Raw genomic sequence first — 26,430 nt, 5'->3', positions numbered from 1 at the left:
CCCACGCCCAGGAGCACATCCCCATGCCCGCTGTAGCCGGTCGCGGCCGAGGCCGCCGCACCATCAACGAGATCAACATGGTGCCCTTCATCGACGTGATGCTGGTGCTCTTGATCATCTTCATGGTGACCGCCCCGCTGATCACCCCCAGCATGATTGACCTGCCCAGCGTGGGCAAGGCCTCACGCCAGCCCGACCAGATCATTCAGATCGTCATTGGTAAAGATGACAAGCTGGAAATGAAGGTAAAAGAGCAAACCACACCGCTGGTGCTCAAAGACCTGGCCGCCGCCGTAAAGCGCGCCCAGGGCGCCAAGGACAGCGTGGCAGCCGCAGGCTCGGCCGTGGTCATCAGCGCAGACAAAACCGTGAAATACGAAAGCGTGGTCCAGGTCATGGACACGCTGCAACGCGCGGGCATCCAGCGCGTGGGCCTGTCGGTGCAACTGGCCAACTGACCCACCGGCCATGCAGCCCAGCCGCCAACACCTGGAATTTGCACCGCCGCACACGCCGGGCATGCTGCGCGCGTTCGCGCTGGCCATTCTGGCCCACCTGGTGCTGGTGTTCATTCTGGCCGTCGGTGTGGCCTGGAAACGTGAAACCCCACCTGCCACGGTAGAAGCCGAGCTGTGGGCCAATATTCCCGTAGAGGCCGCACCACCACCACCCGAACCCCAGCCGGAACCGGACCCCGAACCCGCGCCACCACTGCCTGTACCGCCAACCCCCCGCCCCGCGCCTCCACCTGACGCACCCAGCCAAGCCGACATTGCCCTGGCCAAGGAAAAGGCGCGCGTGCAGAAGGAGAAAGAACAGCAGAAGCTGGAGCTGGACCGCAAGCTGCAGGAGAAGCAGCAAAAGGAAAAGTTGGAAAAGGACAAACTGGAGAAAGACAAACTCCAGAAGGCCAAGGACGCGAAAGAGAAAGAGGCCAAAGAGAAGCTGGCGCGCGACAAGGCCGAGAAAGACAAGGCGGACAAAGCCAAGACGGCAGACACAGCCAAGCAAAAGGCAGAAAAGGCCGCCCAGGCCAAAGCGGAAGCGCAGAAGCTGGAAGACCTGCGCCAACAAAACCTCAAGCGCATGGCGGGTCTGGCCGGTAGTGGCGATGCCAATGCGGCGGGTTCTGCGGCCAAGAGCGCGGGGCCTTCAGCGAGCTATTCCGGCCGCATCAGGGCCAAGATCAAGCCCAACATCACGTACATCGAAACCATTGTTGGCAACCCCACTGCCGAGGTCGAAGTCCGCGCGTCGCCCGACGGAACCATTCTGAGCCGCCGTATCGCCAAGGGCAGTGGCAACAAATCCTGGGATGACGCGGCACTGAACGCCATCGACAAGACCGGCGTGCTGCCGCGCGACGAAGACGGTCGTGTGCCGTCCCCCATGATCATCATCATGTCCCCGCAAACGATGATTGGAAACTAGGACACCGGACAGTCACTATCGTTTTAGTAGCTGCCCGCGCACATTCCACGCGGGCTAGCGGCCCATTTCACTCTCAATCGTAGGCAATGACCGCTTTGCCCTGGAACGCCTGGGCACGCCAACTGGCCAGTGCCGCATCGCTGGGAAAGAACTTGGCGGCTTCGCCCAAGTGCAGCTCGGCCAGTGAACCCGGAATGTCTTCCCCGTCGGTTGCCGCGCATTGCACCTGCAGGCGCACGGCCAGGCCGCGCACCAGTTCGCCCTGCTCTGACATTTCGCGTTCGGCAGGAAACTCGCGCAGCATGGCAGGCACATCGGGTGCACGCTGCTGGCCGTCCAGCTGCACGGCCACACGCAGGTACTTGCCAAAGCGGCAACGCGCCTGCTCCAGGCTCCAGACCTGCTGCACCACAAAACGTGCGGCAAAGCCATTGCGCCCCTGCTGCAGCCGGCCGCTGACGATGACCAGGGTGTCGTCCTGCAGCAGGTTGCGGTAGGTGGTCAGCAGGGTTTCATCGGCGGTGGCCTCGATCGCGGCAGATTTGTCGTCCAGCGAGAAGATGCCCACCTTGCCGCGGTTGCCGTTGATGACCCGGAAGCCGCTGATGATGCCGGCCAGAATCTGCGGTTCGCGGGTCTCCAGCACCTCCTCGATGGGCCGCTTGGCAAAGCGGCGTACTTCCAGAGCCATTTCATCGAACAGGTGGCCCGAGAGGTAAAAACCCACCGCCGCTTTTTCCTGCGTGAGCTGCTCGCGCACGCCCCAAGGCATGACCTCGATCAGATCAGGCTCCTGCGTGCTCGATCCATGGTCATCCTCACCGCCCATGTCAAACAGGCCGTGCTGGTTGGCATTGGCGGCGCTGGCCGCAGCAAAGTCAAACGCACGGTCAATGCTTTCCACCAGCGCTGCGCGGTTGAGTTGCAGCGTATCAAAAGCACCAGCCTTGATAAGCGCTTCCACGCAGCGCTTGTTCAAGCGGCTGCGGTCCACGCGGCGCGCAAAGTCAAACAGGCTCTTGAACGGGCCAGACTCTTCGGTGGGGCCACGGCCTTCGCGGGCGGCCACGATGGCCTCGATGGCTTGCTGGCCCGTCCCCTTGATGGCGCCCAAGCCGTAGCGGATTTCCTTGTTCGAGATCGGCTCGAAGCGGTGGAAGCCGCGGTTGATGTTGGGCGGCTCAAAGCTCAGGCCCATCTTCTCGGCGTCTTCAAACAGCACCTTGAGCTTGTCGGTGTCGTCCATTTCCACGGTCATGTTGGCGCAGAAAAACTCGGCCGTGTAGTGCACCTTGATCCAGGCCGTGTGGTAGGCCAAGAGCGAGTAGGCAGCGGCGTGCGACTTGTTGAAGCCGTAGCCCGCGAACTTCTCCATCAGGTCGAAAACCTCGTCGGCCTTGTCCTGGGGAATGCCGTGGGTCTTGAGCGCACCGGCGCGGAAGATGTCCCGGTGCTGGTCCATCTCCTCTTTTTTCTTCTTGCCCATGGCGCGGCGCAGCAAATCGGCGCCGCCCAGTGAGTAGCCGCCCAGGATCTGCGCGGTCTGCATCACCTGCTCCTGGTAGACCATGATGCCGTAGGTCTCGGACAGCATCTCGGCCACCGCCGGATGGGGGTACTCCACCTCTTCCTTGCCGTGTTTGCGCGCCACAAAGCTGGGGATCAGGTCCATGGGGCCGGGGCGATACAAGGCGTTCAGTGCAATCAGGTCTTCCAGCCGGCTGGGCTTGGCGTCCACCAGCATGCGCTGCATGCCCACGCTTTCAAACTGGAACACGGCCTCGGTCTTGCCCTCAGAAAACAGGCGGTAGACCCGCGCATCGTCCAGCGGCAGGTTCTCGTAGGCAAAGTTCTCCTGGCCTGCATGGCGCTTCATGATGAACTCGCGCGCGATCTCCAGAATCGTCAGCGTGGCCAGGCCCAAGAAGTCGAACTTCACCAGACCAATGGCCTCCACGTCGTCCTTATCGTACTGGCTCACAGCCGATTCGCTGCCGGGCTGCTGGTACAGCGGGCAGAAGTCGGTCAGCTTGCCCGGCGCGATCAGCACACCACCGGCGTGCATGCCGATGTTGCGGGTCATGCCCTCCAGCTTGCGCGCCATCTCCAACAGCGTCTTGACATCTTCCTCCTTGGCCTCGCGTTCGGCCAGGATGGGTTCGGCCTCGCTGGCGTAGATGTATTTGTCGTTCTTCTTGCCATCGGTAGGTGGCAACTGCAGTGTGACGTTGGTGCCCGGCTTGTTGGGGATGAGCTTGCTGATGCCATCGCAAAACATATAGGGCATATCCAGCACGCGGCCCACGTCGCGGATCACGCCGCGCGCGGCCATGGTGCCGAAGGTGGCGATCTGGCTCACGGCGTCCTTGCCGTACTTGGCCTTCACATAGTCGATGACCAGATTGCGGTTGGTCTGGCAAAAGTCGATGTCGAAGTCGGGCATGGAGACCCGCTCGGGGTTCAAAAACCGCTCGAACAGCAGGTTGTACTGCAGGGGGTCCAGGTCAGTGATCTTGAGCGCATACGCCACCAAACTGCCCGCACCCGAGCCCCGGCCCGGCCCCACCGGGCAGCCATTGTTCTTGGCCCAGTTGATGAAATCCCCCACGATCAAAAAGTAGCCAGGGAAACCCATCTTCAGGATGGTGCCAATCTCAAACTCCAGGCGCGCCACGTAGCGTGGCATCTCGGCCTCGCGCTTGGCCACATCGGGGTACAGATGCGCCATGCGATCCTTGAGGCCTTCGAACGATGCGTAGCGAAAATACTCCTCGGGCGTCATGCGCTGGCCGTTGACCAGGGGCGTGGGGAACTCGGGCAAGTAGTTTTTGCCGAGCACCAGCGTCAGGCTGCAACGCTTGGCAATCTCCACGGTGTTGGCAATGGCCGAGGGAATATCGGCAAACAACGCCTCCATCTGCGCCGCGCTCTTGAAGTACTGCTCGCGTGTGAAGCGGCGCACCCGCTTGGGGTTGCTGAGGATCTCGCCATCGGCAATGCAGACGCGCGCCTCGTGGGCCTCAAAGTCATCGGGCTCAGTGAACTGGATGGGGTGCGTGGCCACCACGGGCAGCATCATGCGCGCGGCCAGTTGCACAGCAGCCACCACATGGGTCTCGTCGTCCGTACGGCCCGCGCGCTGCAGCTCCAGGTAAAAGCGGTGCGGGAACACGCTGGCCAGTTGCATGGCGGCTTCATAGGCACGCGCCGTGTCGCCCTGCACCAGCGCCTGGCCCACGGGACCGGCCTGCGCACCGGCCAGGCAGATCAGCCCTTCGTGCAATTCCTTGAGCCAGGCCATTTTCACCACGGCCTGGTTTTTCACCACGTTTTGCGTGAAAGCGCGCGCAATCAGCTCCGAGATGTTCAGGTAGCCCTGCTTGTTCTGCACCAACAAAATGATGCGGGATACCGCGGTGGCGTCCGTGCCCAGACCTTCCAAGATGACCTCGGCACCGATCAGGGGCTTGACACCCTTGCCCCGCGCGCCCTTGTAAAACTTGATCGCGCCAAACAGATTGTTCAGGTCGGTGATGGCCAGGGCCGGCTGGTTGTCCTTGGCGGCCACCTTGACCACATCGTCGATGCGGTTGGTGGAGTCGACTACGGAAAACTCGGTGTGGAGGCGCAGGTGGATAAACATGGCTTCATTGTAGTTTTGCGGACTTGGCAGCCAAGGGCGCGCCCGGAAAACTTAAAATCAGAGGGTGAACACCATCCTGAACATCTCTAGCTACAAGTTTGTCTCCATCACCGATGCGCCCGCGTTGCGTGAAGTGCTGCTGGCGCGAGCCACGGCGCTCAAACTCAAGGGCACCATCCTGTTGGCCGAAGAAGGCATCAACCTATTCCTGGCCGGCCCGGCCGACGACGTGCGCGGCTTTGTGGCCCAGTTGCACTCCGATGCCCGCTTTGCCGACATCGCGCCCAAAGAAAGCTGGTCGGACACGCAACCGTTCAAGAAGATGCTGGTGAAGGTCAAGGGTGAGATCATCCGCATGAACCACCCGGCTATCCAGCCCGCCCAGGGCCGCGCACCGGCCGTGGCGCCCGCCACCGTGAAGCGCTGGCTGGACCAGGGCCATGACGACGAAGGTCGCCCCGTGGTGACACTGGACACGCGCAACGACTTTGAGGTGGACGAAGGCACCTTCGACGGCGCCATCGACTGGCGCATCACCAAGTTCACCGAGTTCCCCGACGCCCTGCGCAGCCACCTGGACGCGCTAAAAGGCAAGACCGTGGTGAGCTTTTGCACCGGCGGCATCCGATGCGAAAAGGCCGCCATCCTGATGCGCGAAGAGGGGCTAGAGCATGTCTACCAACTCGAAGGTGGCATCCTCAAGTACTTCGAGGAAACCGATGGCAGCCACTACCACGGTGGCTGTTTTGTGTTTGATGAGCGGCGCGCGCTGGGCGCAGATTTGCAGACCGTGGGCCTGGCCCAGAACGCGGAAGCGCCCGCCGCCTAACGCAGCGTACCTACCGGCTGCGCGGTGAGCTTGGCGCGCTGCATCCAGTCAAACACCGAATCCACCGTCACGGTTTCTATGCGGTCAGAAAACCGCTTGGCATTGGGGTGGTCGTCGAACGCCACATTGGCCGTGGTCATACGCCCGCCCAGGCGGGTCAGTGCACCAATCTTCAGCGGCGTGGGCTGGTAGTCACGCGCCTGCAGCCAGGCCTGGGCCTGTTCCCGGCCTGCACGCCCACCGGCATCCCCCGCCCCCAGCGCCATGGCGAACGTCTCCAGCGCCCATTGGTTGGACTGCTGGTACTTCTGGCTCCAGGCGTAGCTGACCATGCTGTAAGGCTTGTGGTGCAACGACACAGCGCGCGGTTCGTCGCGCAACACCTTCAGCAACTGTGCCTGCACCTCGGGCGTGGGCACGACCCAACCCGCCTCGTAGCGCCACAGGTCATCCATGAAAAACTCGCCCAGCCCCTGGCGGTAAATGGCCGAGACCGCGCTGCCACACAGGTTGAGCTTGTGCAGCACACGCCAAACATGGCCATTGGCACCATCAGGCTGCCGGTAGGCAAAGCCCAGGTGCGAGTATTGCAAACCGTACTTGGTGAGGTCTTGGCCGGCACGGGCCAACACCACCACGTCGGCACCCGTGGCGTCCAGCGCTGCAACCGTGCGCCCGGCCAGCGCCAAGCCGCGCTCCAGCACACTGGTTTTCAACGGCAGTTGGGTGTCGCAATTGCGCCCCGCCAAAGCGGGTAGCGCCGCCGCCAACAGCACCCAGACCGCTAAGGCCCGAGAAGCCCTGAACAGCGTCACAGCGCCACGCGCTCGTTGTGCAGCAGCGCACGCCCCAGGGCGTTGGGGATAAAGGCCAGCACCTCGCCCGCCGCCGACAGCACGGTGCCCGCGCCGATCACGCTCACGGTGACGGACGCCCCCACCGCGGCGGACGCGAGCACGGCGCCACCGGACAGCACCTGCACGCTGACCTGGGCACCATCCGACGCGCGCTCCAACAGATACACCGTGCCTTGGGCGCTCACCTCCACGGCTTTGATCACCAGCACGGTGCCTGCAGTGGACAGCATGACCGGAACGGCGACGACTGCACCCGCCACCGCACTGGCACCTACCACCACCGAGGCCACGGGCATGGCCGACACCGCACTGATGGCCGAGGCCTCGCTCTGCGCTTTGGCGTCAAAACTGACCATAGCCCCCATAGACACTGTGCAAGCAGCTATTAAAAGTGTAGCGAGTGAGCGTTTCATGGAAGTCTCCTGAACGAAGGATTGGCTTATTCGGTCTCTGCTGCGCTGCGCATGCGGCCCTGGATGCGGGCTTCCATCAGGTCCGCCTCATGGCGGTCACGCAGGGTCTTGGCCAACGTGAAGGTGCAGGTGATCAGGTAGAGCCAGCTCACGCCCAGAAAGGCCTTGTAGGTGTCGTTGAGCTCCATGCGCAGCAGGCCCCAGCCGGTCAGGCCCATGGCCAGAAAAAAGCCGCCCCACACCACCAGGCCGAACATGGGCGTGTCGCCCTGGCGATCCTCACGCTTGGTTTTTTCGTTGTCTCGCACAAACTTGGCCAGCACAAACGCGGCGGACAGGCAAAAGAAATAGCCCATGACCATGAACACCCGGTCCAGATCCGCACCGGGCAGGTAGGCCAGGCCCACACCGCATAAAAACACGGCCAATCCAAAAGAAATCCAGACCTGCATGGTCCAGGCCTTGGTGTCGCGGTGAATCAAAACTTTGCTGCCAGCTTGCATGGTGGTCCTCGTTAAAAAGATAGGGATGACGCGAAACGGATACTAGCCAGCCTCCGGGCACCAGAACCCAGAAAGCTGAACCAGTCTAGAAAACAACAGACTTTAGTATCAGAAAATGATACTTTTAAGCAGCCAGCAACTGGGCTACCCGCTGCTGCAGCAGCGCAGGTTGCACCTCGGCAGGGGCCAAGGATGTACCCGCATTCAAGCCTACCCGGCTGAACACGCCGCGGCGGAATGGACGCACCATGGCGTCGCCTTTTTCGACCCGGCTGAAGAACGAGCCCCAGAGGTTGGTGAGCGCCATGGGCACGACTTGCACCGGCGTGCCGGCAGCGGTGGTGCGTTCCAGAATCTTCATGATGCCGCCCTTGAACTCTTGCAGCGTGCCGTCGCGGGTAATGCCGCCTTCGGGAAAGATGCAGACCATGTCGCCGTCGGCCAGCACCTTGGCGGCAGACGCGAATGCGGCTTCATAGGCTTCGGGGTCTTGCGCGCGTGGCGCAATCGGAATGGCCTTGGCCAACTTGAACAACCAGCCCAGCACCGGCACCTTGAAAATCTGGTGGTCCATCAGGAAATAGATGGGCCGTGGGCTGGCAGCCATCAGCAACACCGCGTCCACAAAGCTCACGTGGTTGCACACCAGAATCGCAGCGCCCGTGGCAGGGATGTTGTCATCGCCCTGCACTTTGAAGCGGTAAATGAAGCGCGACATCACCCAAGCTACGAAACGCAGCAGGTACTCGGGCACCAGCAGGAAGATATAGGCCGCCACCACCGCGTTGGCAATGCCGGTGGCCAGAAAGACCTGGGGCACCGTGAAGCCCATGCTCAGCATGGTGCCGGCGGCTACCGAGCTGACAATCATGAACAGCGCGTTGAGGATGTTGTTGGCCGCAATGATGCGCGCCCGGTGCGAGGCCTCGCTGCGTAGCTGGATCAGGGCATACATGGGCACGCTGTACAAACCCGCAAACAGGCTCAGCAATGCCAGGTCAGCCATCACGCGCCAATGCGCGGCCTGGCCGACAAACTGCCCTACCGTTTGCGCCGTCGCGGGTGGCAGGCCGCGCGAGGCAAAGTACAGATCAATCGAGAACACGCTCATGCCGATAGCACCTGCAGGTACCAGGCCAATTTCCACGTGCCGCTTGGACAGCAGCTCACACAGCAGCGAACCGATGCCAATGCCGATGGAGAACACCACCAGCAACAACGAAGCGACATGCTCGTCGCCGTGCAGCACGTCTTTGGCAAAAACAGGGAAGTTGCTAAGGAACACGGCACCGAAGAACCACATCCAGCTGATACCCAGCAATGAGCGGAAGACGACCGTATTGCCGTGCGCCAGCTTCAGGTTGCGCAGTGTTTCGCTCACCGGGTTCCAGTTGATGCGAAGACCGGGGTCGGTAGCGGGCGTGGGGGGCACCAATTGTGCCGTCACGCGACCCAGGAGCGCAGCACCAATGCAGGCAAAGGCCACATAAGTGGCACCCACACCGGGCAGCGCAATCAGCAGCCCGCCTGCCACATTGCCCAGCAGGATGGCAACAAAAGTACCCATCTCCACCATGCCATTGCCACCGGTCAGCTCGCGCTCGTTCAGGTGCTGCGGCAGGTAGGCAAACTTCACTGGGCCAAACAGCGTGGAATGCAGGCCCATGAGAAACACACACGCCAGCAGCACCACGGGGTTGTGGGTCACAAAGCCGAGTGCGGCCAGCAGCATCACACCGATTTCCAGGTTCTTGACGAAGCGGATCACGATCGTCTTGTCATACTTGTCGGTGATCTGCCCACTGGTAGCCGAAAAAAGCAGGAATGGCAGGATGAACAGCGCGCCAATCGCCAGCCCGGCTTTCTCCGGCGGCAGCCAGCTCACTTGCAGCTGGTAGGTCACCATGACGGTGAACGCGAACTTGAACAGGTTGTCGTTGCCGGCGCCCAGAAACTGCGTCCAGAAGAATGGGGCAAACCGGCGCTGTGACAGCAGCGCAAACTGATTCGGGTGCTCGTTGCGACTCATCGGGTCTCCTCGGGTCTGTGGGTCATCTTGCTGTTTAAACCGCTTGGGGCAGTGCCCCGCGGATATTCTTTTGGGCGCCATTGTGCATGACACCAAGCACCGGCCCGGCGGCCATCGCTGCGGCCAGGTGCTTCAGACTATGGCCCGACACCCAGCCGTGTGTGGCGATGAAGACCTGGTGGTCACCCAATTCCAGCAACTTGGCGAAGGCGTACCAGGCAATCACCGCCACCAACGGCAGGCCCCAGCCCTCGGTCAACTTAGGGCGCAAGGCCATGGCCAGTACCAGCAGCATGCCTCCACCCTGCAACACGGCCCAAGGCAGCAGGTTGCCACTCATCCACCAGACTGCCACGCTCATGGGCCCCAGCAGAAACACGGCCAGCGCCACTACCCAGCCCATGCGCACGCTCACCCGGTCGGCCACCGCCGCACCCAGCAGGCCTGCAAAGGCCAGCACCATGCCCGCGCGGTCCACGGCCAAACCTGCGTTGTCGGGCTGCCAGTGGTAGTAGCCCGAACACAGTGCGGTAAACACCAGCCCGACAAAGAAGAGCGCCAGGAGCGGTGCACGTACATCTCCACGCAGCGTGCCGCGTTGCGGCCACAAGCAATGCAAGCCCAGCAGCCCCGCCAACGCAAATGGCAGGTTGGACAGTACGTCCAGCGCGTGCGGCACGCCCAGCCAGGCACGCTGGTCGGCAAACGCGTGGTAGTGGGTGTACTGCGCGACGAAGGGGCCGAATACGGCCACCGCCAAGGCTGCCAACAGGGCTGCAGCCAGGCTAGTTTCACTGCGGGTCAACGGGGGCATGGGGTTTCTCCCAGAAGTTCAGGTGAGCCGCAGTGTGTGGAAGATCCTGCGGCATACGCCTCAAAACTGCTCTCGTACTGCAAGGCGCTATAAAAAGTATCAATAATCGATACCCATGAGCACCACCGCCGACCTTGTGACCGCCCTGAAGAAGGAACTGAAATCTGCCCAGATGACTTATGCGGACCTGGCCATTGCGCTGGATATGGCCGAGTCCAGCGTCAAACGTATGCTGGCCAAGGGGGACATGCCGCTGTCGCGCATCGACGCCATCTGCCACGCGCTGAGGCTGGACTTTGCCGACCTGGCACGGCGCGTGGCCGACAACCAGCCTTTGCTGGCCCAGCTCAGCCAGACGCAGGAGAGCGCGGTGGTGGCGGACAAGAAGCTGCTGCTGGTGGCGATCTGCGTGCTCAGCCAGTGGACGCTAGAACAAATCATCAGCACCTACCGGCTGACCGAGGCGGAGTGCATCCAGACGCTGGCGCAGCTGGACCGCATTGGCATCATCGAGCTGCGCCCGCTGAACCGTTACCGCCTGAAGTTGGCCAAGACTTTTCGCTGGCGCCCGCACGGACCGGTGATGACCTATTTCCGCGAGCACGCGCTGCTGGACTATTTCTCGGGCGGTTTTGATGGCGCAGGCGAAGGCCTGTTGATGGTGCACGGGTCGGTCAGCCGCAGTCTGGCACCCGCCTTTCTGGAACGCCTGCAGCGTGTGGCACAAGACTTTGCCCAGCAGCACCTGGCCGACCAGAAAGTGCCGGAACCCGAACGCGAGGGCTACACCCTGCTGCTGGCCATGCGGCGCTGGGAGTTTGAAGCGTTCACCAATTTTCGCCGTTGATGCGATACACGCGCACAAAAAAGCCCCAATGCCAAGGCACTGGGGCTGATAGCGAAGCGGGCGATTAACCGCGCAGCTTGGTCGTCACTTCCGTCACGCGCTGGCCGTAGGCCTTGGCAGTGTCCAGGTCACCCTGAGGAATGTCTTCTGCGGGGCTGGTGGGGCCGACTTGGGCCATCACGCCAGAGTTGGAACCGATGCGGTTGATGGTGCCGTCGTTCATGGCAGGCTGGCCCACCCAGATCATGCCTTGCTGCATGGCCAACGTAATGAAGTACTGGATGGTAGACAGCTTGTCACCGCTGGGGCTGGCCGAGCAGGTGAAACCACCAGCCACTTTGTCTTTCCACGCGCCAGTGAACCACTTTTTGCTGGTGGCATCGGCAAATTTCTTGAACTGCCAAGAGGCCATGCCCATGTACGTGGGAGAACCAAAGATCACCGCGTCAGCTGCGTCCAGCGTAGCCCACTGTGCGTCGGTCAGGTTGCCGTCGGCATCGATCGCCACCAGGTCTGCACCTGCGCCCTCAGCCACGAACTGCGCCACACGCTGGGTGTGACCGTAACCGGAATGGAATACCACTGCTACTTTTGCCATGTCAAAGCTCCTTGATAAAGGCTAATTGAAGAAGCCCACACCATGCGGGCCTCCGAGAGAGAAATTCAGTTGCCGCGCTTGGCGTCCAGGCTCAACTTGCCGGGGCCAAAGGCCACCAAGGCCAGCAGCCCGCCGGCAATGGCGATGTTCTTCATGAACATGATCTGGGTCACCATCACTTGGTCAGCGGGCACGGACCAGTAGGCATGGAAGAACACGCCAGCGGCCAGGGTGAACACCGCCAGCACCAAGGCTGCGATGCGAGCCTGGAAGCCCAACAGCAGCGCAATGCCACCGCCAGCTTCGGCCAGGATGGCCAGCACCGCGCCGACTGCGGGCAGTGGCAGGCCGACTGAACCGATGTAACCCACTGTGCCGGCAAAGCCCGCAATCTTGCTGATGCCAGCGGGCACAAACAGGGCAGCCAGCAGAATGCGTGCGGCCAGAGCCAGGGGGTTTTGGAATTTGTCAAACATGAGGATCTCCTTCGTTGGTTAAAAAACTAAAAATCAGGCGTCCAGGTCAAACACTAAAACTTCGGCGTTGGCACCCTGGGCCAATGTAATGCGGCTTTCGCCCTCCAACAGCGCTGCATCACCCGTGGTGAGTTTGGCACCGTTGACTTCTACCCCGCCGCGCAGCACCTGCACATAGGCTTTGCGGGTGGGGTCCAGGGCCAGCTCGGCACTCTCTGCGCCATCGAACAGACCGCTGTAAAGCTTGGCATCGGCATGGATCAGCACGCTGTTGTCCGCACCATCAGGCGACGCGACCAGCCGCAGCTTGCCCTGCTTTTCGGCTTGGTCAAAACTCTTTTGCTCATAGCTGGGCGGGATGCCGCGCACATTCGGCTCAATCCAGATCTGAAAAAAGTGCGTGGTTTCGCCCTGGGCGTGGTTGAACTCGCTGTGCTGCACGCCACTGCCGGCGCTCATGCGCTGCACGTCACCAGGCGGAATGCCCTTGACGTTGCCCATGCTGTCCTTGTGCGCCAGATTGCCCGACATCACATAGCTGATGATTTCCATGTCGCGGTGGCCGTGGGTGCCAAAGCCGGTGCCGGGGGCAATGCGGTCTTCGTTGATGACGCGCAGGTTGCCCCAGCCCATGTGGGCAGGATCGTAGTAACCGGCGAACGAAAAGCTGTGGAAAGACTTCAACCAGCCGTGGTCGGCTTGGCCGCGGTCCTGGGATTTGCGTAAGGTCAACATACGGTGTCCTTTCTCTGTGTCTTGCTAATGGGTTGAACTTTAGGCCTCGGCGGGGCCTTTTCCATCCATGCTGTTTGATGGCATCATTCAAACCAATTCAACTTAAAGGCATGTTTCATGCAAAACGCACGTGACTTCCTGACCCCAGATGCACTCTCGATGCTGCAGACCATTGCGGTGGCAGGCAGTTTTGCTGCCGCCGCGCGCGAGATGGGCATGGTGCCCAGCGCCCTGACCTACCGGGTGCGCCAAATTGAGGACGCGCTGGACGTGCTGCTGTACGACCGCAGTTCACGCCAGGCCAAGCTCACCGAGGCTGGCGCCGAGCTGCTGCGCGAAGGTGCCCGCTTGCTCGAAGAAATTGACGCCGTGGCGAATCGCGTCAAGCGCGTGGCCACCGGCTGGGAGCCGCAGTTCACCATCGCCATCGACACCGTCATCTCCAAGCCCACCATGATGGAGTTGTGCGAGAGCTTTTTCAGCCAGTCCCCGCCCACACGCATCCGCATCCGCGAAGAGACGCTGTCCGGCACGCTCGAAGCGCTGACCCGCGGCCAGGCGGACCTGGCCATTGGCGTGGGTGCCGACTCGGCGCGCACCGCGGGCGTGCACAGCAAGCCGCTGGGCCACATCACCTTTGTGTATGCCGTGGCCCCCCATCACCCGCTGGCCAGCGCCCCCGAGCCGCTGTCGGACGATGTGATCCAGAAGCACCGCGCCGTGGCCGTGGCCGACTCCATCAGCCGGGGTTCGGGCCAGACCTTTGGTCTGCTCAGCGGGCAAGATGTGTTCACGGTACCCACCATGCACGCCAAGCTGGACGCACAACTGCGCGGCCTGGGCGGCGGCAACCTGCCACGCTGCATGGCCGACAGCTACATCGACACCGGCCGCCTGGTCGTCAAACGCACCGAGCGCGCGCAGCGTCAGGTGCCACTGCACTACGCCTGGCGCCTGAGCAAAACCACCCAGCAGGGCAATGCCCTGCAGTGGTGGCTGAGCCAGCTAGAAAGTCCGGCCACACGCAACGCACTGCTGGAAGAACACCGCAACGCGTAAGCCAGCAGGGCCCGGCCAGCGTGTATAAAGAGACCACTACAACTATTGGAGATTGCGCCCATGACCACATCGCAACACATCGCTATCGTGGGCGCCGGCATGGCCGGTATCGCTTGCGCACGCACACTGGTGCAAGCAGGCCACCGGGTGACCGTGTTTGACAAGAGCCAGGGTTTGGGCGGACGCATGTCCACGCGCAGCAGCGACTTCGGCACCTTCGACCATGGCGCGCAGTACTTCACGGTGCGCGATGCGCGGTTTGAGCTGGCCCTGCAGACCACGCCTGGTCTGTGCCGCCCCTGGAGCGCCAACACCGTGCGCGTGCTGGACTCGCATGGCCGAGTCGCGGCTGCCGGCCTGCCAGCCCGCGAATCGCATTGGGTGCCCACCCCGGGCATGAACGCGCTGGTCAGCGCGTGGGCCAAGCCGCTCACCGTGGCCGGTAGCGTGGAGCTGCAAGCCAAGGTCACCGCCATCGAGCCCGACGCCCTACACAAAAACCAGTGGCAGCTGCGCACCACCGGGGCCGACGACAGCAGCCACGTCTACAGCGGCTTTGACGCCGTGGTGCTGGCCATTCCCCACCCCCAGGCACAAGCGCTGTTGTCTTCCACCCCCAAGGGCGTGGCCCTGGCCAAGAAGACGGCCAAGGTATCGGTAGCACCCTGCTGGACGCTGATGCTGGCTTACCCCCAGGCCGTGCAGCCGGGTCTGACCACGCTGGGCCCCCAGTGGAACGCTGCGCGCAGCACCCACCACCGCATAGCCTGGCTGGCGCGCGAGTCCAGCAAGCCCGGCCGCGGCCGCGTGGAGCGCTGGACCGTGCAGGCCAGCGCCGCCTGGTCACAAGAGCATTTGCTGGACGACGCCCCCCGCGTGCAAGCCAAACTCATCAAGGCGTTCTCTGAGATCACCGGCATCCGCGCCGAGCCGGCCCATGTGGATGTGCACCGCTGGATGTACGCCAAGACCGAAAAGGCCTTGGGCCAAAGCCATCTGTGGGACGCCAAGGCCGGCCTGGGCGTGTGTGGTGACTGGTGCATCGGGCACCGCGTGGAAGATGCCTTTGTCTCCGGCTTGGAACTGGCATTGTCCATGGCGTGAACAGCCGTTTGACCTACCGAGGGCGATTCGCGCCCTCCCCCACGGGCCCGCTGCATGCGGGCTCGCTTGTTGCGGCGCTGGCCAGCTGGCTGGACGCTCGGGCGCATGGGGGCCAGTGGCTGGTCCGCATCGAAGACGTGGACACGCCACGTTGTGTGCCAGGCGCTGACCAGACCATCCTGCAGCAGCTGGCCGCCTGCGGCCTGCACCCGGATGAGCCACCGGTATGGCAAAGCCAGCGCGGCACGCTGTACCAGCAGGCGCTGGACCCACTGGTAGCCGTCGGCCTGGCCTACCCCTGTGCCTGCTCCCGCAAAGACATTGAACAGGCCCTGGCCGCGCAAGGCAGCGGCAAGCCACGCCATGGTGAGTTGGTCTACCCCGGCACCTGCCGCCATGGCCTGCACGGCAAAGCGGGTCGCGCCTGGCGCTTGCGCACCGATTCAGCATCAAATCCTCTCCAAGCCACCGCAAACACTACGCTAGCAGCTCCTGAAACCATAGCAACCGGAAACACGCTGTTGCGCTGGACGGACCGCCGCCTGGGCTCGCAAAGCCAGGACGTGGAGCGCGAAGTGGGCGACTTCGTGCTCAAGCGCGCCGATGGCCTGTGGGCCTACCAACTGGCGGTGGTGGTGGACGATGCGGCACAGGGCATCAGTGATGTGGTGCGTGGTGAAGACCTGGCGGACAACACCGCGCGGCAGGTGGTGCTGCAGCGCGCGCTGGGCCTGCCCACGCCGCGCTACCTGCACACCCCGCTGGTGCTTGGCCTCAACGGCGAAAAACTCAGCAAGCAAAACGGCGCCCAAGCGCTGGACACCGCCACGCCCCAGGCCGCCTTGCAGGCTCTGCACCACGCAGCCCGTATGCTGGAACTCCCCCCGGTCCCGGCCTCTACCAGTGCGGGGGATTGCCTGGCGCAATGGACCGAGGCTTGGCGTTCCGTCCAAGCCCCATGAGGGAATAGCTATAGCGGATGCGCAGCAAGCATCCCGGTCGGTCCTGCCCGACGCGCCACCACAGCGTCCGCCAGCGCCTGTAGCGCGGTCTGGATGGCGGTGGCCACTGCGGGCGTGGTCACCATGCCGTCTTCGTCCAGCCGAGCCCCCACCAACGGTAGCGTGATAGATGCCGGCTCCACAATCTCCGCCGCCATGGTCGTCAGCACCTCGCGCAGCGCCGCATCGGCGTGGTGGGCGCGTGGCGAAGCGTTCAGCACCGCCACCTGCTTGTAGGCAAAGGGCTCAAAGCTCACCAACCAGTCCAGCGCGTTCTTGATGGTGCCGGTCATGCCATGCGCATACTCGGGGCTGGCAATCAACAGCGCATCCGCCTGCGCCACCTGGGCACGGAACTGCTGCACCGCTGCGGATGGGTCGCCTTCCAGATCGGGGTTAAACAACGGCAACTCACCCAAGCCGGAGCACCACAGCACCTCGATCCCGGGCGGCGCCAACCGGGCTGCTGCGCGCAGCAGCGCCGAATTGACGGACACGGCCCGCAGGCTGCCCGACACTGCCAGCAAGCGCATCACCACTTGGGGAGAATGCGGTCGCCAGGCATCAGCTCGTACGGCGCCACCCAGCCCGGCAGCGCCTTCATGCGCTGCGCCCAGGCCCCCACATGGGGGTAGCGGGTGTGCAGGTCCAGGCCGTTTTCTTCCTCGGGGTAGAAGGCGTAGCCGCACATGGAGAAGTCGGCAATCGTGGGCGCGCCGCCCACCATGAAAGGAGTCTTGGCCAGGTGCTTGTTGGCGATGTCAAAGGCCACCTCCAGCCGACCCTTGAGCCAGGCCATGACGGCCGGGTCCGGTGCTGCGGGGCCAAACGATTTGCTGAAGCGGTAGCTGGCGAAATAACTGGTGAACTTGTGGTTGTCAAACAGCAACCAACGCAGCACCTCCAGCTTCTCCTCGGGCGTGTTGCCGCCAAAGGCGCCATGCTTCTCGGCCAGGTAAGTCAGGATGGCGCCGGACTGTGTGATGCGGCGTGCACCGTCCTCCAGAATCGGCGCCTCCCCCATCGCATTGGTGGACTCGCGCCATGCCGGGTCGCGCGAGGCACCGTTCATGAAATCCAGAAACACGGGCTCGTAGGGTTGGCCCAGGGCGCGCAGGAAGAAAGCAATCTTGAAACTGTTGCCCGACTGGGCGAAGCAATGCAATTGGTACATGTGAAAAGTAGTGTTCAGGTTTCGTCTACATAGCCGCGCTGTGCGGCCAGTGGCTGGTCCGCAAAGATGGCCATGGCGGTGCGCATGCGCCAAAAACCAAACCGGCGGTAAAAAGGTTCTTTGCCCGGCACCGCATACAAAATGATCTTCTTGTGCCCGCGCGACAACTCTACCAGCCGCGCCACGATCTGCTGGCCCAGCCCCGTGCCCTGGTGGCTGGGCAGCAAGGCCACATCGCACAGGTAGGCGCAGTCCACACCATCGGCCAGCACCCGCCCCACGCCCACCAGCGCACCGCCGTCGTAGACAAAGCAACGGAACATGCTGTTGCCAAACGCCGTCTTCAGATCAGCGGGGTTCTTGTTCCCAAGCGGGGCGGCATGGTAGAGCGCGGCCAGCTCGTCCCAGTTGAAGTTGTCGATGGAATCAGACCAGACGAGTGACAAAGGTGGCTCCTATGGTTGGCGGGCGTAGCTGACGGTGAGGATTTCCCACTGGCGCCCATCGGGCTCGTTCCAGTACATCATGCGCCCACCGTAGGCGGTGCTGACCTGCCCATCCATGGGGCCGCGCACCGTGCTGCGAAACGGAATGTTCGCGGCCCGGATGCGCCCGAGGATGGCATCAAAGTCAGCATCCCCCACGCGAAAGCAGAAATGGTAGATGGGAAAGTCTTCGTCGGTCTGGATAAAGTCCAGCGTCAGCCCGTCGTTGACAAACACCGGCGAAAACGGCCCCACGCCGGTGGCAGACCAGGGAACATCCAGCAGCTCCGCCAGGCGCTGGGCGGAGTTGACGGCGTTGTGCGAGGGCACGATGGTGTGGTCGAGTTCTATGGGCATGGCAAGGTCCTGGCCGTCAACAAGAAGAAACTACACAATCATTACGCGTTGCGATCAACCTTCATACCAACCAGGTTGTCCCACACTGATTGGCGCATCGGTGACGCAGATTCCATGTCGGCACGGACCACAACAAAGTCCACCTTAGATGCCGGATATACGACTGCAGGCGCTTCCCCAACAGCAAAAACAGCGACCAGTTTTTTGCGCTTGTGGGGGAGTCCATATAAGGGGTTAGGCGTCACTGAGGCCACAGTACGCGAGGAGTTCCAGCATGAACCTCGACCAACTCTGTCAGGCTGACCGCGTCTCGCAAGTCCCAAGGAGTCAGGTTCGACTCGGCGAGTGCCTCCGCGCTCAACTTTCGGATCTCGTGCCACGGGCCACCGTCAAGGAACTCCACATACGTTGTAGGACCACCCAATCGAGCAAGCGCGCTCAGCAACTGGAGGAAGGTCGGGCATGGTGCGAACTCCTCTTGCCACTCCACAGTGTGCGCTTCGATGACGTACGGTAAGAGATCTGCATCGAGTAGTCGGGGCGAACTCTCCGCAGAACCTTCAATCCGTTCTCGTTGCTCATCCAAGGGCAGCGACAGAAACGAAAGAGCGAACCAGATGATCTCTGCGCCCGACTCGGGCCGAGAAAGGTCGTGATGGGTACCGATTGGTTGCATTCGGCAATGGGTGCGCTTGTGACGCCTAACGTGAAGATGACCGGACCATCAACACTTGCGGCAAAGCCGCCTCCTGCAGGTGTGGGTCCGTGTCAATTGACATGTTAGACCGCAAGGCGTGGCTGCTCATACAGTCTCAAACCCTTCCGACCAAGAGTCTTGGTCAAGCTCGTGCTCGTCTAGGTGGAAGCCCTCCGACGCGCCGGTTGCCCTCGAACATGCCATCTGCGGCTGCTCGCGAAAGCCTGGCAGCTTCCGGAAGCGCTCGATGGCGGCCAAGGCACTCTCGCGTGTCGAATACACACCAAGCATCTTCACGTCCTCCTCGTCGCCATTCAGGAGGTGCAGATGCTGAAGCACGAAAACGCGGTTCATCTTTCTGCGGTCTAACGTAAAAATGACCGGACCACCACCCTTTGCGGCGGAGCCGCCTTCTGCAGGTGTGGGTCCGTGTCGATTGATATGTTATGTTGCATCGCGTCGTACTCCGAGAAGAACTGTCTGCAGGTCATCTGCAGCCACACCGGCCTGTCCCGACGAGTCGGCGCGCATTTGACTTACCAACTCGGTAAATGCCGCGCACTGTGTGTCGTTCTTCATCGCGGCGCCGAGGCGCTCAAATGCCGCAAACGCTTCCACGGTCTTTTGCGCTCCATACAGGCACACGCGACACTTCGCATCTGCAGTGCGGGTTGCGAGGTTCTTCGCTTCTGGAGAGTTGCGCGCCGCCGTTAGATTGGCGTACTCGCTCACGCACGTGAGGTAGTCCGTGTATGCCTTCGCGCGCAACTCACGTTGATGCTTCTTTCCATCGAGATGTCGGGTGAAAAGGAACTGGAGGATTGCGCCAATCACCAGGCCAACGATGGGAAGAATGGTTGCGCTCAATGACTACTCCATGCGACATAACGAATGAAAGGGACTTCCCCGTCCCGAGCAAGCCGCGACCCCTGAGGGTTGCGGTCAACGGCAACTGAGTGCCACGATGGGAAGTGCAAACTTTTCATCAACTTGTCCGAGAGGGGAAATCATGGCAATCGTAACGGTTGGAATCGATCTGGCAAAGAACGTCTTTGCTGTGCATGGTGTTGATGCAACAGGTAAGCCTGTACTACTGCGACCCAGTGTTCCACGCGCCAAGCTGGCAGAACTCATTGCATCTTTGCCACCCTGCCTGGTTGGCATGGAAGCTTGCTCCGGTGCCCACCACTGGGCAAGACTCTTTGCCACCTTTGGCCATACCGTACGCCTGATGGCCCCAAAGTTTGTCACCCCGTACCGGCTCTCTGGCAAGCGAGGCAAGAATGATGCTGCGGATGCCGCTGCTATATGCGAAGCCGTTACGCGCGCCAACATGCGCTTCGTGCCGGTCAAGACGCTGGACCAACAAGGCCAGCTCATGGTGCACCGGGCTCGCCAGGGTTTCATTGAGCAACGTACCGCCACGATCAACCGCGTTCGAGGCCTGCTCTCGGAATTCGGGGTGGTGTTGCCATTGAAAGCTGCCGTTGTGCGGCGCCAGGCATTGCAGCACCTTGAAGGCCTACCTCTACCGGATACGTTTCTTCATTCGCTGGCACGCTAAAGATGGTCTTATGCGGCATCCGCGCGTTGCGAGAGGCAAGGTTGCGGCTGGTGGCACGACCAGCCCTTTGGATGCGCTCAGCGCCACCCTCCCTACAATGCAGGCCTGACTTCTTTCCTCGCCCACCATGACCTCCCCCGCTTCCGACCTCCCTGAATCTCCCGACACTGCCGCCACCTCAGGCGAACCGGCCAAGCCCTTCATGCGCACCATCAAGAGCTTTGTGAAGCGCGCGGGTCGCATGGGCAGCGGGCAGATCAAGGCGGTGGAGGAGTTGGGACCGAAATTTCTCTTCCCCTACCAGACATCCGCTATTGATTTTGAAGCAGCCTTCGCAGGTGCGGCGGGGGCTAGCGGCCAAAATGGTTCTAAAAGACCGGTGGTGCTGGAAATTGGCTTTGGCATGGGCGAGGCCACGGCCCAAATTGCACTGACCCTGCCAGACACCAACTTTTTGTGCTGCGAGGTGCATGAGGCCGGTGTGGGCGCCCTGCTCAAGCGCATTGGCGAAAACAACATCTCCAACATCCGCATCTGCAACCACGACGCGGTGGAGGTGATTGACCACATGCTGCCGCTGGGCAGCCTGGATGGCGTGCACATCTTCTTCCCCGACCCTTGGCACAAGACCAAGCACAACAAGCGCCGCCTGATCCAGAGCCCGCTAGTGGCCAAGCTGGCCGCACGCCTGAAGCCCGGTGGCTACCTGCACGCCGCCACCGACTGGGAGCCTTATGCCCAGCAGATTCTGGAAGTTCTGAGCGCCGAACCCAAGCTAAAGAACCGTGCGCTGGCCGCTAACCCCGAGCTGGCTGGCTACGCGCCCAAGCCACACTACCGCCCCCTCACCAAGTTCGAAAACCGTGGCATCAAGCTCGGCCACGGTGTGTGGGACGTGGTGTTCGAGCGCATCTAATCCCGTCGGCATGGCGCGCCCCCGCCCCAATGCCCCGCCGCCCCGCAACGGGGTTGGCGCCAGCAGCGTGGTGCTGCCCGAGGGACCCTGGGCCACGGTGCTTGAGTTTCTGGTGCAGCGCTTCCCCGCCATCACGCACGCCCAATGGCTGCAGCGCCTGCAGGACGGCGACGTGGTGGATGACCAGGGCCTGGTGCTAGCGCCGCACAGCCTCTACGCGCCCAAGCGCCGGCTCTACTACTACCGGGCGCTGGAGGCCGAGCCCCCCATTCCCTTTGACGAAGTGGTGCTGTGGCAGGACGCCCATCTGCTGGTGGTGGACAAGCCGCACTTTTTGCCCGTCATGCCGTCCGGCAAATACCTGCAGGAAACCGTGCTGGTGCGCCTGAAGAACCGACTGGACCTGCCCGACCTGACGCCCATCCACCGCATTGACCGCGACACCGCGGGCCTGGTGCTGTTCTCCATCAACCCCGCCACGCGCGACGCCTACCACGCGCTGTTTCGCGACCGGGTGGTGGCCAAGACCTACGAGTGCATTGCACCGGCCAACCCCGCCCTGCCCTGGCCCATCCACCGCGAGAGCCGCATCGCCGTGTCGACCCACTTCATGCAGCAGACCGAGGTGGACGGCCCCGTGAATGCCATCACCGACATCACGCCGCTGGAAACCCTGGGGCCATGGGCCCGCTACCAGCTGCAGCCGCTGACCGGGCAGCGCCACCAGCTGCGCGTGCACATGGCCGCGCTGGGCCTGCCCCTGCTGTTTGACGGCATGTACCCCACGCTCACGCCCGAAGACGCCACCGACTACTCCCGCCCACTGCAGCTGCTGGCCCAGCGCATCGCCTTTACCGACCCGCTGAGCGGCGAGGAGCGCAGCTTTGCCAGCCAACGTACGCTGTTGCCATTGGGAAATTTACAAGTAATAGGCCTCTAGCCCATGTGGAATATGCGCGAGCAGCTCCTAAAACAATAGCAGAGCACCAACCGTCGACGGCCCATCAACTCCCTTTGGCGGGCTTGGGCGCTTTCGCTTTTGCCTTGCTCAACGCGTCTTCAATCGCCTGGGGATCGCCGCTGCGCAGCTCCTGCGACAGGGCCCGCGCGGCTTCAGCCCGCTGCGCGGCATAGGCCTGCAGGGCTTCCAGTGCCTTGGCAGACGGCGCTGCGCCGCCGGGGGTAGCAGCCGCCAGTTCATCAAAACTGCGCTCGTAGCCGGCGGTAACTTCCGCGTCGATGCGACCTGCCAGTTGTTCAAACGTCTGGCCATTGCCGGGGCCACTCTGCAGCAGGCTGCCCCAGCGCTGGCTGATGCGCTGGTCTTCCTGCAAGAACTCGGCAATCGATTCGCGCGCCTTGAGCTCTTCACCCAACAGGTAGGCGGGCGCCGGCAGTTTCCACACCAGCCCGGCCACGACCAGCACCAAGGTCAGGCCGGCGGCCCACTGCAGCCGTAGCGTGGATGGACTTTGCGCGGTCCACGGCCGCGCCAGCAGGCTACCGATCAGCACGCCCGCTGCAAACCCACCCGCATGGGCCGCGTTGTTGATGCTGGGTATCACCTGCCCCAAGCCCAGCATCAGCCCAGAAAATGCCAGGGCGCCCCCAAACAGCCATTTGAATTCGCCCGCCTCCACCTGCCGGCGCTCGCGCCACAAGAAGGCAAGCAAGGCGCCATACAGGCTGAACACGGCGCCAGACGCACCGCCCGACACGGCCTGGTTGCCCTGCACCACCAGCGGCAGCAGGTTGCCCACAATGCCACTGCCCAGATACAGCAGCAGCAGGCGCCAAGGGCCCAGCAGGCGCTCCACCAGACGGCCGGCATCCCACAGCGCCCACATGTTGACCGCTAGGTGCACCACCCCCCGGTGCACAAACATGGCCGTCACCATGCGCCACCACTGCCCATCCTGCGTCGCAGGCCCAAAGTTGGCACCCCAGGCCAGCTGCACCTCGTTGGGCGAATGCCACCAGCCCGCGCCGGCAAGCAACATGGCCAGGAAAACCAGCACATTGATGGCCACCAGCGTGGTCACCACGGGCACCGTGCGCGCAGGGCTGCGCATCAAATCGGTCAGGGCCGGTGGGCGGGAAGAGGCAGGCTTGGTCATCAATAGGGACGCATCATCGCCCAAACGGTGCCGCCAGTGGCTCCCCGACAAACACGCCCTGGGCAGGCCAGGCCACGCTGCGCCAGTAGGCCTCCAGAGCGCTGACGCCCTGGGCGTAGTGCGCCAGCAGCAAGGCGGGGTGGGGAAACTTCTGCAGGTGGTTGCAAGGCTCACTCACCGTGCCATAGCTGGCCGTGGCGCCAGCCTCCAGCCAGTCCAGTGCGCTCATCTGGCCCTGTGCCTGGAGCAGCTGCCCGCCAAACGACGTGAGGTGGTCCGCCAGCGCGCCCGGCAGCCAGGCGATGCGCGCCATGTGCTCCTCGCGCACACTGCCGGTTTGGTAGAGGATCACACGGGGCAAGGGTTCGACCTGGCTGCTGTCCACACGGTCAATCTGCAAACCCGCGGCAGGCACCACCGCAGCGGCGGGAAACAGGGGCGCACGTACATTGCGCGCCTTGTCCGGGGTGGATACGAACACCGCGTGCGCCAGTGGCACGCCGCGCTTGCCCAGTTGCTGGTCCGCGGCCAGGCCACGGTCAATCAGCGCCTTGGCACTCTCCACGCTGCGGGCCGCCAGCAGCATGGAGGGCCGCAGACCGTCTTCCGTCTGCGCGGAGGTGAGTGCCCGGTTGAACAGCGGCGAGGGCTTGCTGGAGGCACAGGTGTTTTTGCAGACCTCGGGGTCAAAGCCCAGGGTGACGGCGGCGGTGATGCCATTGCACTCCACGGCATAGGGCTGGGCCCAGGCCAGCACCAAGGCACGGGCCTTGCCACCAAAGGCGGTCTTCAGTTGCGCTTGCAGCGGTTCGAACTCGGCCGCGCTGAGCACCGGCTTTACAGGCAGGTCCACGTACACCACCTGGCTGGCGTCCAGACCCCGCTGGCGCACATAGTAGTCGCCCACCGCCAGCGAATACGGGTCGGCCTGGTTGATCACCAGCCCCAGGTCGGCAGACACCAAGCGCTTGGGTCCCTGACTCACCACCTGTGCGCATACGCCGACGCCGAGCAGCAGCAACAGCGCGCAAAGCGCCTTACGGAGCCACCAACACAGCATCCAGCCACCCTCGCAAACTGTTGACAAAGGCCAGCCCCCGCGCACGCTGCAAGTCGTCCACCCGCACCACGGCCTCAGTCAAACGGCCGCTTTGCAGATGCACGGCCCGCCCTATGCCGGGCAACAGCCCGCTGGCTAGCGGCGGCGTGACCCAGCGGCCCTCCAGCAGCACCGCGATGTTGCCGCGCGTGCATTCGGTCACCTCGCCCTGGGCGTTAAACAGCACCGTGTCAAACACGCTGGCATCGACGGGCGTAAACGCGTCGTAGTGGGCGCGGTGTGTGGTCTTGTGGCGCACAAATTCGCTGTGGGCCTCTGCCAAGGGTACGCTGGCCAATTGGAGACGCACGGGCTGCAGCGTGTCCGCCAATGCAAAGGCCTGGGCCTGGAAATGTCCGTTGGCCGGCAACAGCAAGCGCACGCGATACGCGCCTTTGGGGTGCGTGGCAGCCAGGGTCTGCAGCGCTTGCTGGGCCCGGTGTCGGTCCCACGGCGTGGCAAAGTGCTGGGCCGCACCAGCCATGCGGTCCAGGTGCAAATCGACGTGCTGCAGCACACCGTCCCGCAGCGCTAGCGTCTCCAACAATTCAAACGGCTGGCTGGCGCGCTCCAGAAACATGCGCTTGCTGCGCCACTCGTTCCACTCGCCCTCGGCCTGTGCGTCGAAGGTAATGCCGCTGCCAATGCCGCAGCGCGCCGTGTCGCCCTGCACGGTGACCGTGCGAATCGCCACGTTGAAGGTGGCGTGGCCACCGGGCCGCACCACACCCACCGCACCGCAGTACACGCCGCGCGGTGCGGGCTCCAGCGCCTTGATCATGCGCATGGCCTGCACCTTGGGCGCCCCTGTGATAGAGCCGCAGGGAAACAGCGCCGTGAACACATCCAGCAGCGTGGTGCCGGGGCGCGTCTTCGCCTCCACGTCCGAGGTCATTTGCCACACGGTGGGCAGCGCCTCCAGGTGGAACAGGCGTGGCACCTGCACGCTGTGTGGCTGCGCGATGCGCGAGAGGTCGTTGCGGATCAGGTCCACGATCATCACGTTCTCGGCCCTCTCTTTGGGCGTGTTGCGCAGCTGCGTGGCGTTGGCCGCGTCGTCCACGGGCGTGGCGCCACGCGCGGCGGTGCCCTTCATGGGGCGACTGAGGATGCGCTCGCCATCCCAATCAAAAAACAACTCGGGCGAGACCGACAGTACCTGCTCAGAGCCCGCGTTGATAAAGGCGCTGTACGCACGCGGCTGGGCACGGCGCAGCGCCTGAAAATACGCCAGCGCGCTGCCCGAAAACTGCGCTTGCAGCGGTGCGGTGTAGTTGACCTGGTAGAGCTCACCGGCCGCAATCGCGCGGTGGATTTCGGCCATGTTGTGGTCAAACACGTCGCGCGCCACACCAGCGTCCCACACGACCGTAGGCTCGGCCTGGTGGTCTGCATGGGCTTCTGCCAAAGGCTGGGTGTGCACCCCAAACCAGGCCAGCGGACCGTCGGCCGCATGCACGTGCAGCGCCGCGTCAAACGCAGGCGCTGCCTCGTAGCGCACATAGCCCACACACCAGCACCCCTGGCGGCTCAGCGCGTCCACCTGCGCCAGCACCGCGACCACCTCGTCCACCGCATGCGCCACCAGCACCTGATCGGGCTCACCAAACGCCAGCCGCAAAGCTTCTGCGCCAGGGTTGTGCGGATCACCAAAGTCAATCAGGGCATGGGGATGGGGCATA

General features: G+C 63.0%; 27 protein-coding genes and 1 pseudogene. 10 read left to right on the top strand and 18 right to left on the bottom strand.

Annotation, left to right across the window (positions count from 1 at the left end; all coding sequences use genetic code 11):
* The first annotated feature begins 23 nt into the window (after window positions 1-23).
* Together J2X15_RS00895 and tolA are read left to right on the top strand one after the other, a co-directional pair.
* Window positions 24-458, top strand: a complete 435-nt coding sequence (locus J2X15_RS00895; RefSeq protein WP_310338501.1) for an ExbD/TolR family protein — start codon at window positions 24-26, stop codon at window positions 456-458.
* Window positions 459-468: 10 nt separating this feature from the next.
* Window positions 469-1,431, top strand: a complete 963-nt coding sequence (gene tolA, locus J2X15_RS00890; protein WP_310338499.1) for a cell envelope integrity protein TolA — start codon at window positions 469-471, stop codon at window positions 1,429-1,431.
* 73 nt (window positions 1,432-1,504) lie between these two features.
* Here tolA and dnaE read toward each other — a convergent pair whose 3' ends face one another.
* Window positions 1,505-5,074, bottom strand: a complete 3,570-nt coding sequence (gene dnaE / locus J2X15_RS00885; RefSeq protein ID WP_310338496.1) for a DNA polymerase III subunit alpha — start codon at window positions 5,072-5,074, stop codon at window positions 1,505-1,507.
* Between the two features lie 64 nt (window positions 5,075-5,138).
* On the opposite strand from dnaE, the gene J2X15_RS00880 reads away from it, so the two are divergent.
* A complete protein-coding gene (locus J2X15_RS00880; protein WP_310338493.1) occupies window positions 5,139-5,903 on the top strand; it encodes a sulfurtransferase in 765 nt (254 codons plus the stop codon).
* On the opposite strand, the gene J2X15_RS00875 is transcribed toward J2X15_RS00880, so the two are convergent.
* From J2X15_RS00875 to J2X15_RS00855, 5 genes are all read right to left on the bottom strand, one after another.
* A complete protein-coding gene (locus J2X15_RS00875; protein WP_409034232.1) occupies window positions 5,900-6,718 on the bottom strand; it encodes a DUF2145 domain-containing protein in 819 nt (272 codons plus the stop codon). The genes J2X15_RS00880 and J2X15_RS00875 overlap by 4 nt on opposite strands.
* A complete protein-coding gene (locus J2X15_RS00870; RefSeq protein ID WP_310338490.1) occupies window positions 6,715-7,173 on the bottom strand; it encodes a hypothetical protein in 459 nt (152 codons plus the stop codon). Before J2X15_RS00870 ends, J2X15_RS00875 begins: the two co-directional genes overlap by 4 nt.
* A 26-nt stretch (window positions 7,174-7,199) precedes the next feature.
* Window positions 7,200-7,676 (bottom strand): YiaA/YiaB family inner membrane protein, encoded by a 477-nt coding sequence (locus J2X15_RS00865; protein WP_310338487.1) that lies wholly within the window; start codon window positions 7,674-7,676, stop codon window positions 7,200-7,202.
* Between the two features lie 124 nt (window positions 7,677-7,800).
* Window positions 7,801-9,705 (bottom strand): MFS transporter, encoded by a 1,905-nt coding sequence (locus tag J2X15_RS00860; RefSeq protein ID WP_310338484.1) that lies wholly within the window; start codon window positions 9,703-9,705, stop codon window positions 7,801-7,803.
* Window positions 9,706-9,739: 34 nt separating this feature from the next.
* Entirely contained in the window at window positions 9,740-10,519 is a 780-nt protein-coding gene (locus tag J2X15_RS00855) for a hypothetical protein (RefSeq protein ID WP_310338483.1), read from the bottom strand.
* A 115-nt stretch (window positions 10,520-10,634) separates the two neighbouring features.
* Between J2X15_RS00855 and J2X15_RS00850 the strand changes: the two genes are divergently transcribed.
* Window positions 10,635-11,366, top strand: a complete 732-nt coding sequence (locus J2X15_RS00850) for a helix-turn-helix domain-containing protein (RefSeq protein ID WP_310338481.1) — start codon at window positions 10,635-10,637, stop codon at window positions 11,364-11,366.
* A 64-nt stretch (window positions 11,367-11,430) separates the two neighbouring features.
* On the opposite strand, the gene J2X15_RS00845 is transcribed toward J2X15_RS00850, so the two are convergent.
* The 3 genes from J2X15_RS00845 to J2X15_RS00835 all read right to left on the bottom strand — a co-directional run bounded on the left by J2X15_RS00845 (window position 11,431) and on the right by J2X15_RS00835 (window position 13,175).
* A complete protein-coding gene (locus tag J2X15_RS00845) occupies window positions 11,431-11,964 on the bottom strand; it encodes a flavodoxin family protein (RefSeq protein ID WP_310338479.1) in 534 nt (177 codons plus the stop codon).
* Window positions 11,965-12,029: 65 nt separating this feature from the next.
* Entirely contained in the window at window positions 12,030-12,440 is a 411-nt protein-coding gene (locus J2X15_RS00840; protein ID WP_310338476.1) for a DoxX family protein, read from the bottom strand.
* A 33-nt stretch (window positions 12,441-12,473) separates the two neighbouring features.
* Window positions 12,474-13,175: a pirin family protein gene (locus J2X15_RS00835; RefSeq protein WP_310338474.1), complete on the bottom strand. Its 702-nt coding sequence runs from the start codon at window positions 13,173-13,175 to the stop codon at window positions 12,474-12,476.
* A 117-nt stretch (window positions 13,176-13,292) separates the two neighbouring features.
* Between J2X15_RS00835 and J2X15_RS00830 the strand changes: the two genes are divergently transcribed.
* Genes J2X15_RS00830 through gluQRS form a run of 3 tightly spaced genes read left to right on the top strand, consistent with a single transcriptional unit; the run spans window position 13,293 to window position 16,300 of the window.
* The gene (locus J2X15_RS00830; RefSeq protein ID WP_310338472.1) at window positions 13,293-14,234 is read left to right on the top strand and encodes a LysR substrate-binding domain-containing protein; all 942 of its coding nucleotides are present in this window, start codon (window positions 13,293-13,295) and stop codon (window positions 14,232-14,234) included.
* Window positions 14,235-14,294: 60 nt separating this feature from the next.
* Window positions 14,295-15,338, top strand: a complete 1,044-nt coding sequence (locus tag J2X15_RS00825) for an NAD(P)/FAD-dependent oxidoreductase (protein WP_310338470.1) — start codon at window positions 14,295-14,297, stop codon at window positions 15,336-15,338.
* Window positions 15,335-16,300: a tRNA glutamyl-Q(34) synthetase GluQRS gene (gene gluQRS / locus J2X15_RS00820; protein ID WP_310338469.1), complete on the top strand. Its 966-nt coding sequence runs from the start codon at window positions 15,335-15,337 to the stop codon at window positions 16,298-16,300. The genes J2X15_RS00825 and gluQRS overlap by 4 nt, the downstream gene beginning before the upstream one ends.
* Window positions 16,301-16,308: 8 nt before the next feature.
* Here the strand turns inward: gluQRS and J2X15_RS00815 are convergent, their stop codons facing one another.
* From J2X15_RS00815 to J2X15_RS00790, 6 genes are all read right to left on the bottom strand, one after another.
* A complete protein-coding gene (locus J2X15_RS00815) occupies window positions 16,309-16,872 on the bottom strand; it encodes an NADPH-dependent FMN reductase (RefSeq protein WP_310338466.1) in 564 nt (187 codons plus the stop codon).
* Window positions 16,872-17,513, bottom strand: a complete 642-nt coding sequence (locus J2X15_RS00810) for a glutathione S-transferase family protein (protein WP_310338463.1) — start codon at window positions 17,511-17,513, stop codon at window positions 16,872-16,874. The genes J2X15_RS00815 and J2X15_RS00810 overlap by 1 nt, the downstream gene beginning before the upstream one ends.
* 14 nt (window positions 17,514-17,527) lie before the next feature.
* Complete coding sequence (locus J2X15_RS00805) at window positions 17,528-17,959, bottom strand: GNAT family N-acetyltransferase (protein WP_310338462.1); 432 nt, start codon at window positions 17,957-17,959, stop codon at window positions 17,528-17,530.
* 9 nt (window positions 17,960-17,968) lie between these two features.
* A complete protein-coding gene (locus J2X15_RS00800) occupies window positions 17,969-18,355 on the bottom strand; it encodes a VOC family protein (RefSeq protein ID WP_310338458.1) in 387 nt (128 codons plus the stop codon).
* Between the two features lie 802 nt (window positions 18,356-19,157).
* Window positions 19,158-19,406 (bottom strand): DUF7336 domain-containing protein, encoded by a 249-nt coding sequence (locus tag J2X15_RS00795; protein WP_310338456.1) that lies wholly within the window; start codon window positions 19,404-19,406, stop codon window positions 19,158-19,160.
* Window positions 19,407-19,496: 90 nt separating this feature from the next.
* Window positions 19,497-19,919 carry a hypothetical protein gene (locus J2X15_RS00790; protein ID WP_310338454.1) on the bottom strand — a complete coding sequence of 141 codons (423 nt, stop codon included), beginning with the start codon at window positions 19,917-19,919 and terminating at the stop codon, window positions 19,497-19,499.
* Between the two features lie 142 nt (window positions 19,920-20,061).
* On the opposite strand from J2X15_RS00790, the pseudogene J2X15_RS00785 reads away from it, so the two are divergent.
* From J2X15_RS00785 to J2X15_RS00775, 3 genes and pseudogenes are all read left to right on the top strand, one after another.
* Window positions 20,062-20,613 (top strand): annotated as a pseudogene (locus J2X15_RS00785) (IS110 family RNA-guided transposase); the annotation flags it as partial.
* A gap of 130 nt (window positions 20,614-20,743) precedes the next feature.
* Window positions 20,744-21,532: a tRNA (guanosine(46)-N7)-methyltransferase TrmB gene (gene trmB / locus J2X15_RS00780; RefSeq protein ID WP_409034231.1), complete on the top strand. Its 789-nt coding sequence runs from the start codon at window positions 20,744-20,746 to the stop codon at window positions 21,530-21,532.
* A 10-nt stretch (window positions 21,533-21,542) separates the two neighbouring features.
* The gene (locus J2X15_RS00775; protein WP_310338451.1) at window positions 21,543-22,472 is read left to right on the top strand and encodes a pseudouridine synthase; all 930 of its coding nucleotides are present in this window, start codon (window positions 21,543-21,545) and stop codon (window positions 22,470-22,472) included.
* A 64-nt stretch (window positions 22,473-22,536) separates the two neighbouring features.
* Here the strand turns inward: J2X15_RS00775 and J2X15_RS00770 are convergent, their stop codons facing one another.
* Genes J2X15_RS00770 through pabB form a run of 3 tightly spaced genes read right to left on the bottom strand, consistent with a single transcriptional unit; the run spans window position 22,537 to window position 26,429 of the window.
* Window positions 22,537-23,649: a rhomboid family intramembrane serine protease gene (locus J2X15_RS00770; protein ID WP_310338449.1), complete on the bottom strand. Its 1,113-nt coding sequence runs from the start codon at window positions 23,647-23,649 to the stop codon at window positions 22,537-22,539.
* 13 nt (window positions 23,650-23,662) lie between these two features.
* Window positions 23,663-24,634: a TIGR03790 family protein gene (locus tag J2X15_RS00765; RefSeq protein WP_310338448.1), complete on the bottom strand. Its 972-nt coding sequence runs from the start codon at window positions 24,632-24,634 to the stop codon at window positions 23,663-23,665.
* Between the two features lie 52 nt (window positions 24,635-24,686).
* Window positions 24,687-26,429, bottom strand: coding sequence for an aminodeoxychorismate synthase component I (gene pabB / locus J2X15_RS00760; RefSeq protein WP_310338445.1), 1,743 nt, complete (start codon window positions 26,427-26,429; stop codon window positions 24,687-24,689).
* Window position 26,430 lies beyond the last annotated feature (1 nt).

The organism is Rhodoferax saidenbachensis (assembly GCF_031457975.1).
Lineage (GTDB): Bacteria > Pseudomonadota > Gammaproteobacteria > Burkholderiales > Burkholderiaceae_C > Allorhodoferax > Allorhodoferax saidenbachensis_A.
This window is presented reverse-complemented; position numbering and strand designations above follow the sequence as displayed.

Coding starts and splice junctions, on each gene's coding strand:
- J2X15_RS00770 (WP_310338449.1), bottom strand. CDS start 23,649: ATGACCAAGCCTGCCTCTTCCCGCCCACCGGCCCTGACCGATTTGATG.
- pabB (WP_310338445.1), bottom strand. CDS start 26,429: ATGCCCCATCCCCATGCCCTGATTGACTTTGGTGATCCGCACAACCCT.
- J2X15_RS00855 (WP_310338483.1), bottom strand. CDS start 10,519: ATGCCCCCGTTGACCCGCAGTGAAACTAGCCTGGCTGCAGCCCTGTTG.
- tolA (WP_310338499.1), top strand. CDS start 469: ATGCAGCCCAGCCGCCAACACCTGGAATTTGCACCGCCGCACACGCCG.
- trmB (WP_409034231.1), top strand. CDS start 20,744: ATGACCTCCCCCGCTTCCGACCTCCCTGAATCTCCCGACACTGCCGCC.
- J2X15_RS00815 (WP_310338466.1), bottom strand. CDS start 16,872: ATGCGCTTGCTGGCAGTGTCGGGCAGCCTGCGGGCCGTGTCCGTCAAT.
- J2X15_RS00840 (WP_310338476.1), bottom strand. CDS start 12,440: ATGTTTGACAAATTCCAAAACCCCCTGGCTCTGGCCGCACGCATTCTG.
- J2X15_RS00775 (WP_310338451.1), top strand. CDS start 21,543: ATGGCGCGCCCCCGCCCCAATGCCCCGCCGCCCCGCAACGGGGTTGGC.
- J2X15_RS00850 (WP_310338481.1), top strand. CDS start 10,635: ATGAGCACCACCGCCGACCTTGTGACCGCCCTGAAGAAGGAACTGAAA.
- J2X15_RS00830 (WP_310338472.1), top strand. CDS start 13,293: ATGCAAAACGCACGTGACTTCCTGACCCCAGATGCACTCTCGATGCTG.
- J2X15_RS00895 (WP_310338501.1), top strand. CDS start 24: ATGCCCGCTGTAGCCGGTCGCGGCCGAGGCCGCCGCACCATCAACGAG.
- dnaE (WP_310338496.1), bottom strand. CDS start 5,074: ATGTTTATCCACCTGCGCCTCCACACCGAGTTTTCCGTAGTCGACTCC.
- J2X15_RS00800 (WP_310338458.1), bottom strand. CDS start 18,355: ATGCCCATAGAACTCGACCACACCATCGTGCCCTCGCACAACGCCGTC.
- J2X15_RS00860 (WP_310338484.1), bottom strand. CDS start 9,705: ATGAGTCGCAACGAGCACCCGAATCAGTTTGCGCTGCTGTCACAGCGC.
- J2X15_RS00865 (WP_310338487.1), bottom strand. CDS start 7,676: ATGCAAGCTGGCAGCAAAGTTTTGATTCACCGCGACACCAAGGCCTGG.
- J2X15_RS00835 (WP_310338474.1), bottom strand. CDS start 13,175: ATGTTGACCTTACGCAAATCCCAGGACCGCGGCCAAGCCGACCACGGC.
- J2X15_RS00845 (WP_310338479.1), bottom strand. CDS start 11,964: ATGGCAAAAGTAGCAGTGGTATTCCATTCCGGTTACGGTCACACCCAG.
- J2X15_RS00825 (WP_310338470.1), top strand. CDS start 14,295: ATGACCACATCGCAACACATCGCTATCGTGGGCGCCGGCATGGCCGGT.
- J2X15_RS00870 (WP_310338490.1), bottom strand. CDS start 7,173: ATGAAACGCTCACTCGCTACACTTTTAATAGCTGCTTGCACAGTGTCT.
- J2X15_RS00795 (WP_310338456.1), bottom strand. CDS start 19,406: ATGAACCGCGTTTTCGTGCTTCAGCATCTGCACCTCCTGAATGGCGAC.
- J2X15_RS00810 (WP_310338463.1), bottom strand. CDS start 17,513: ATGTACCAATTGCATTGCTTCGCCCAGTCGGGCAACAGTTTCAAGATT.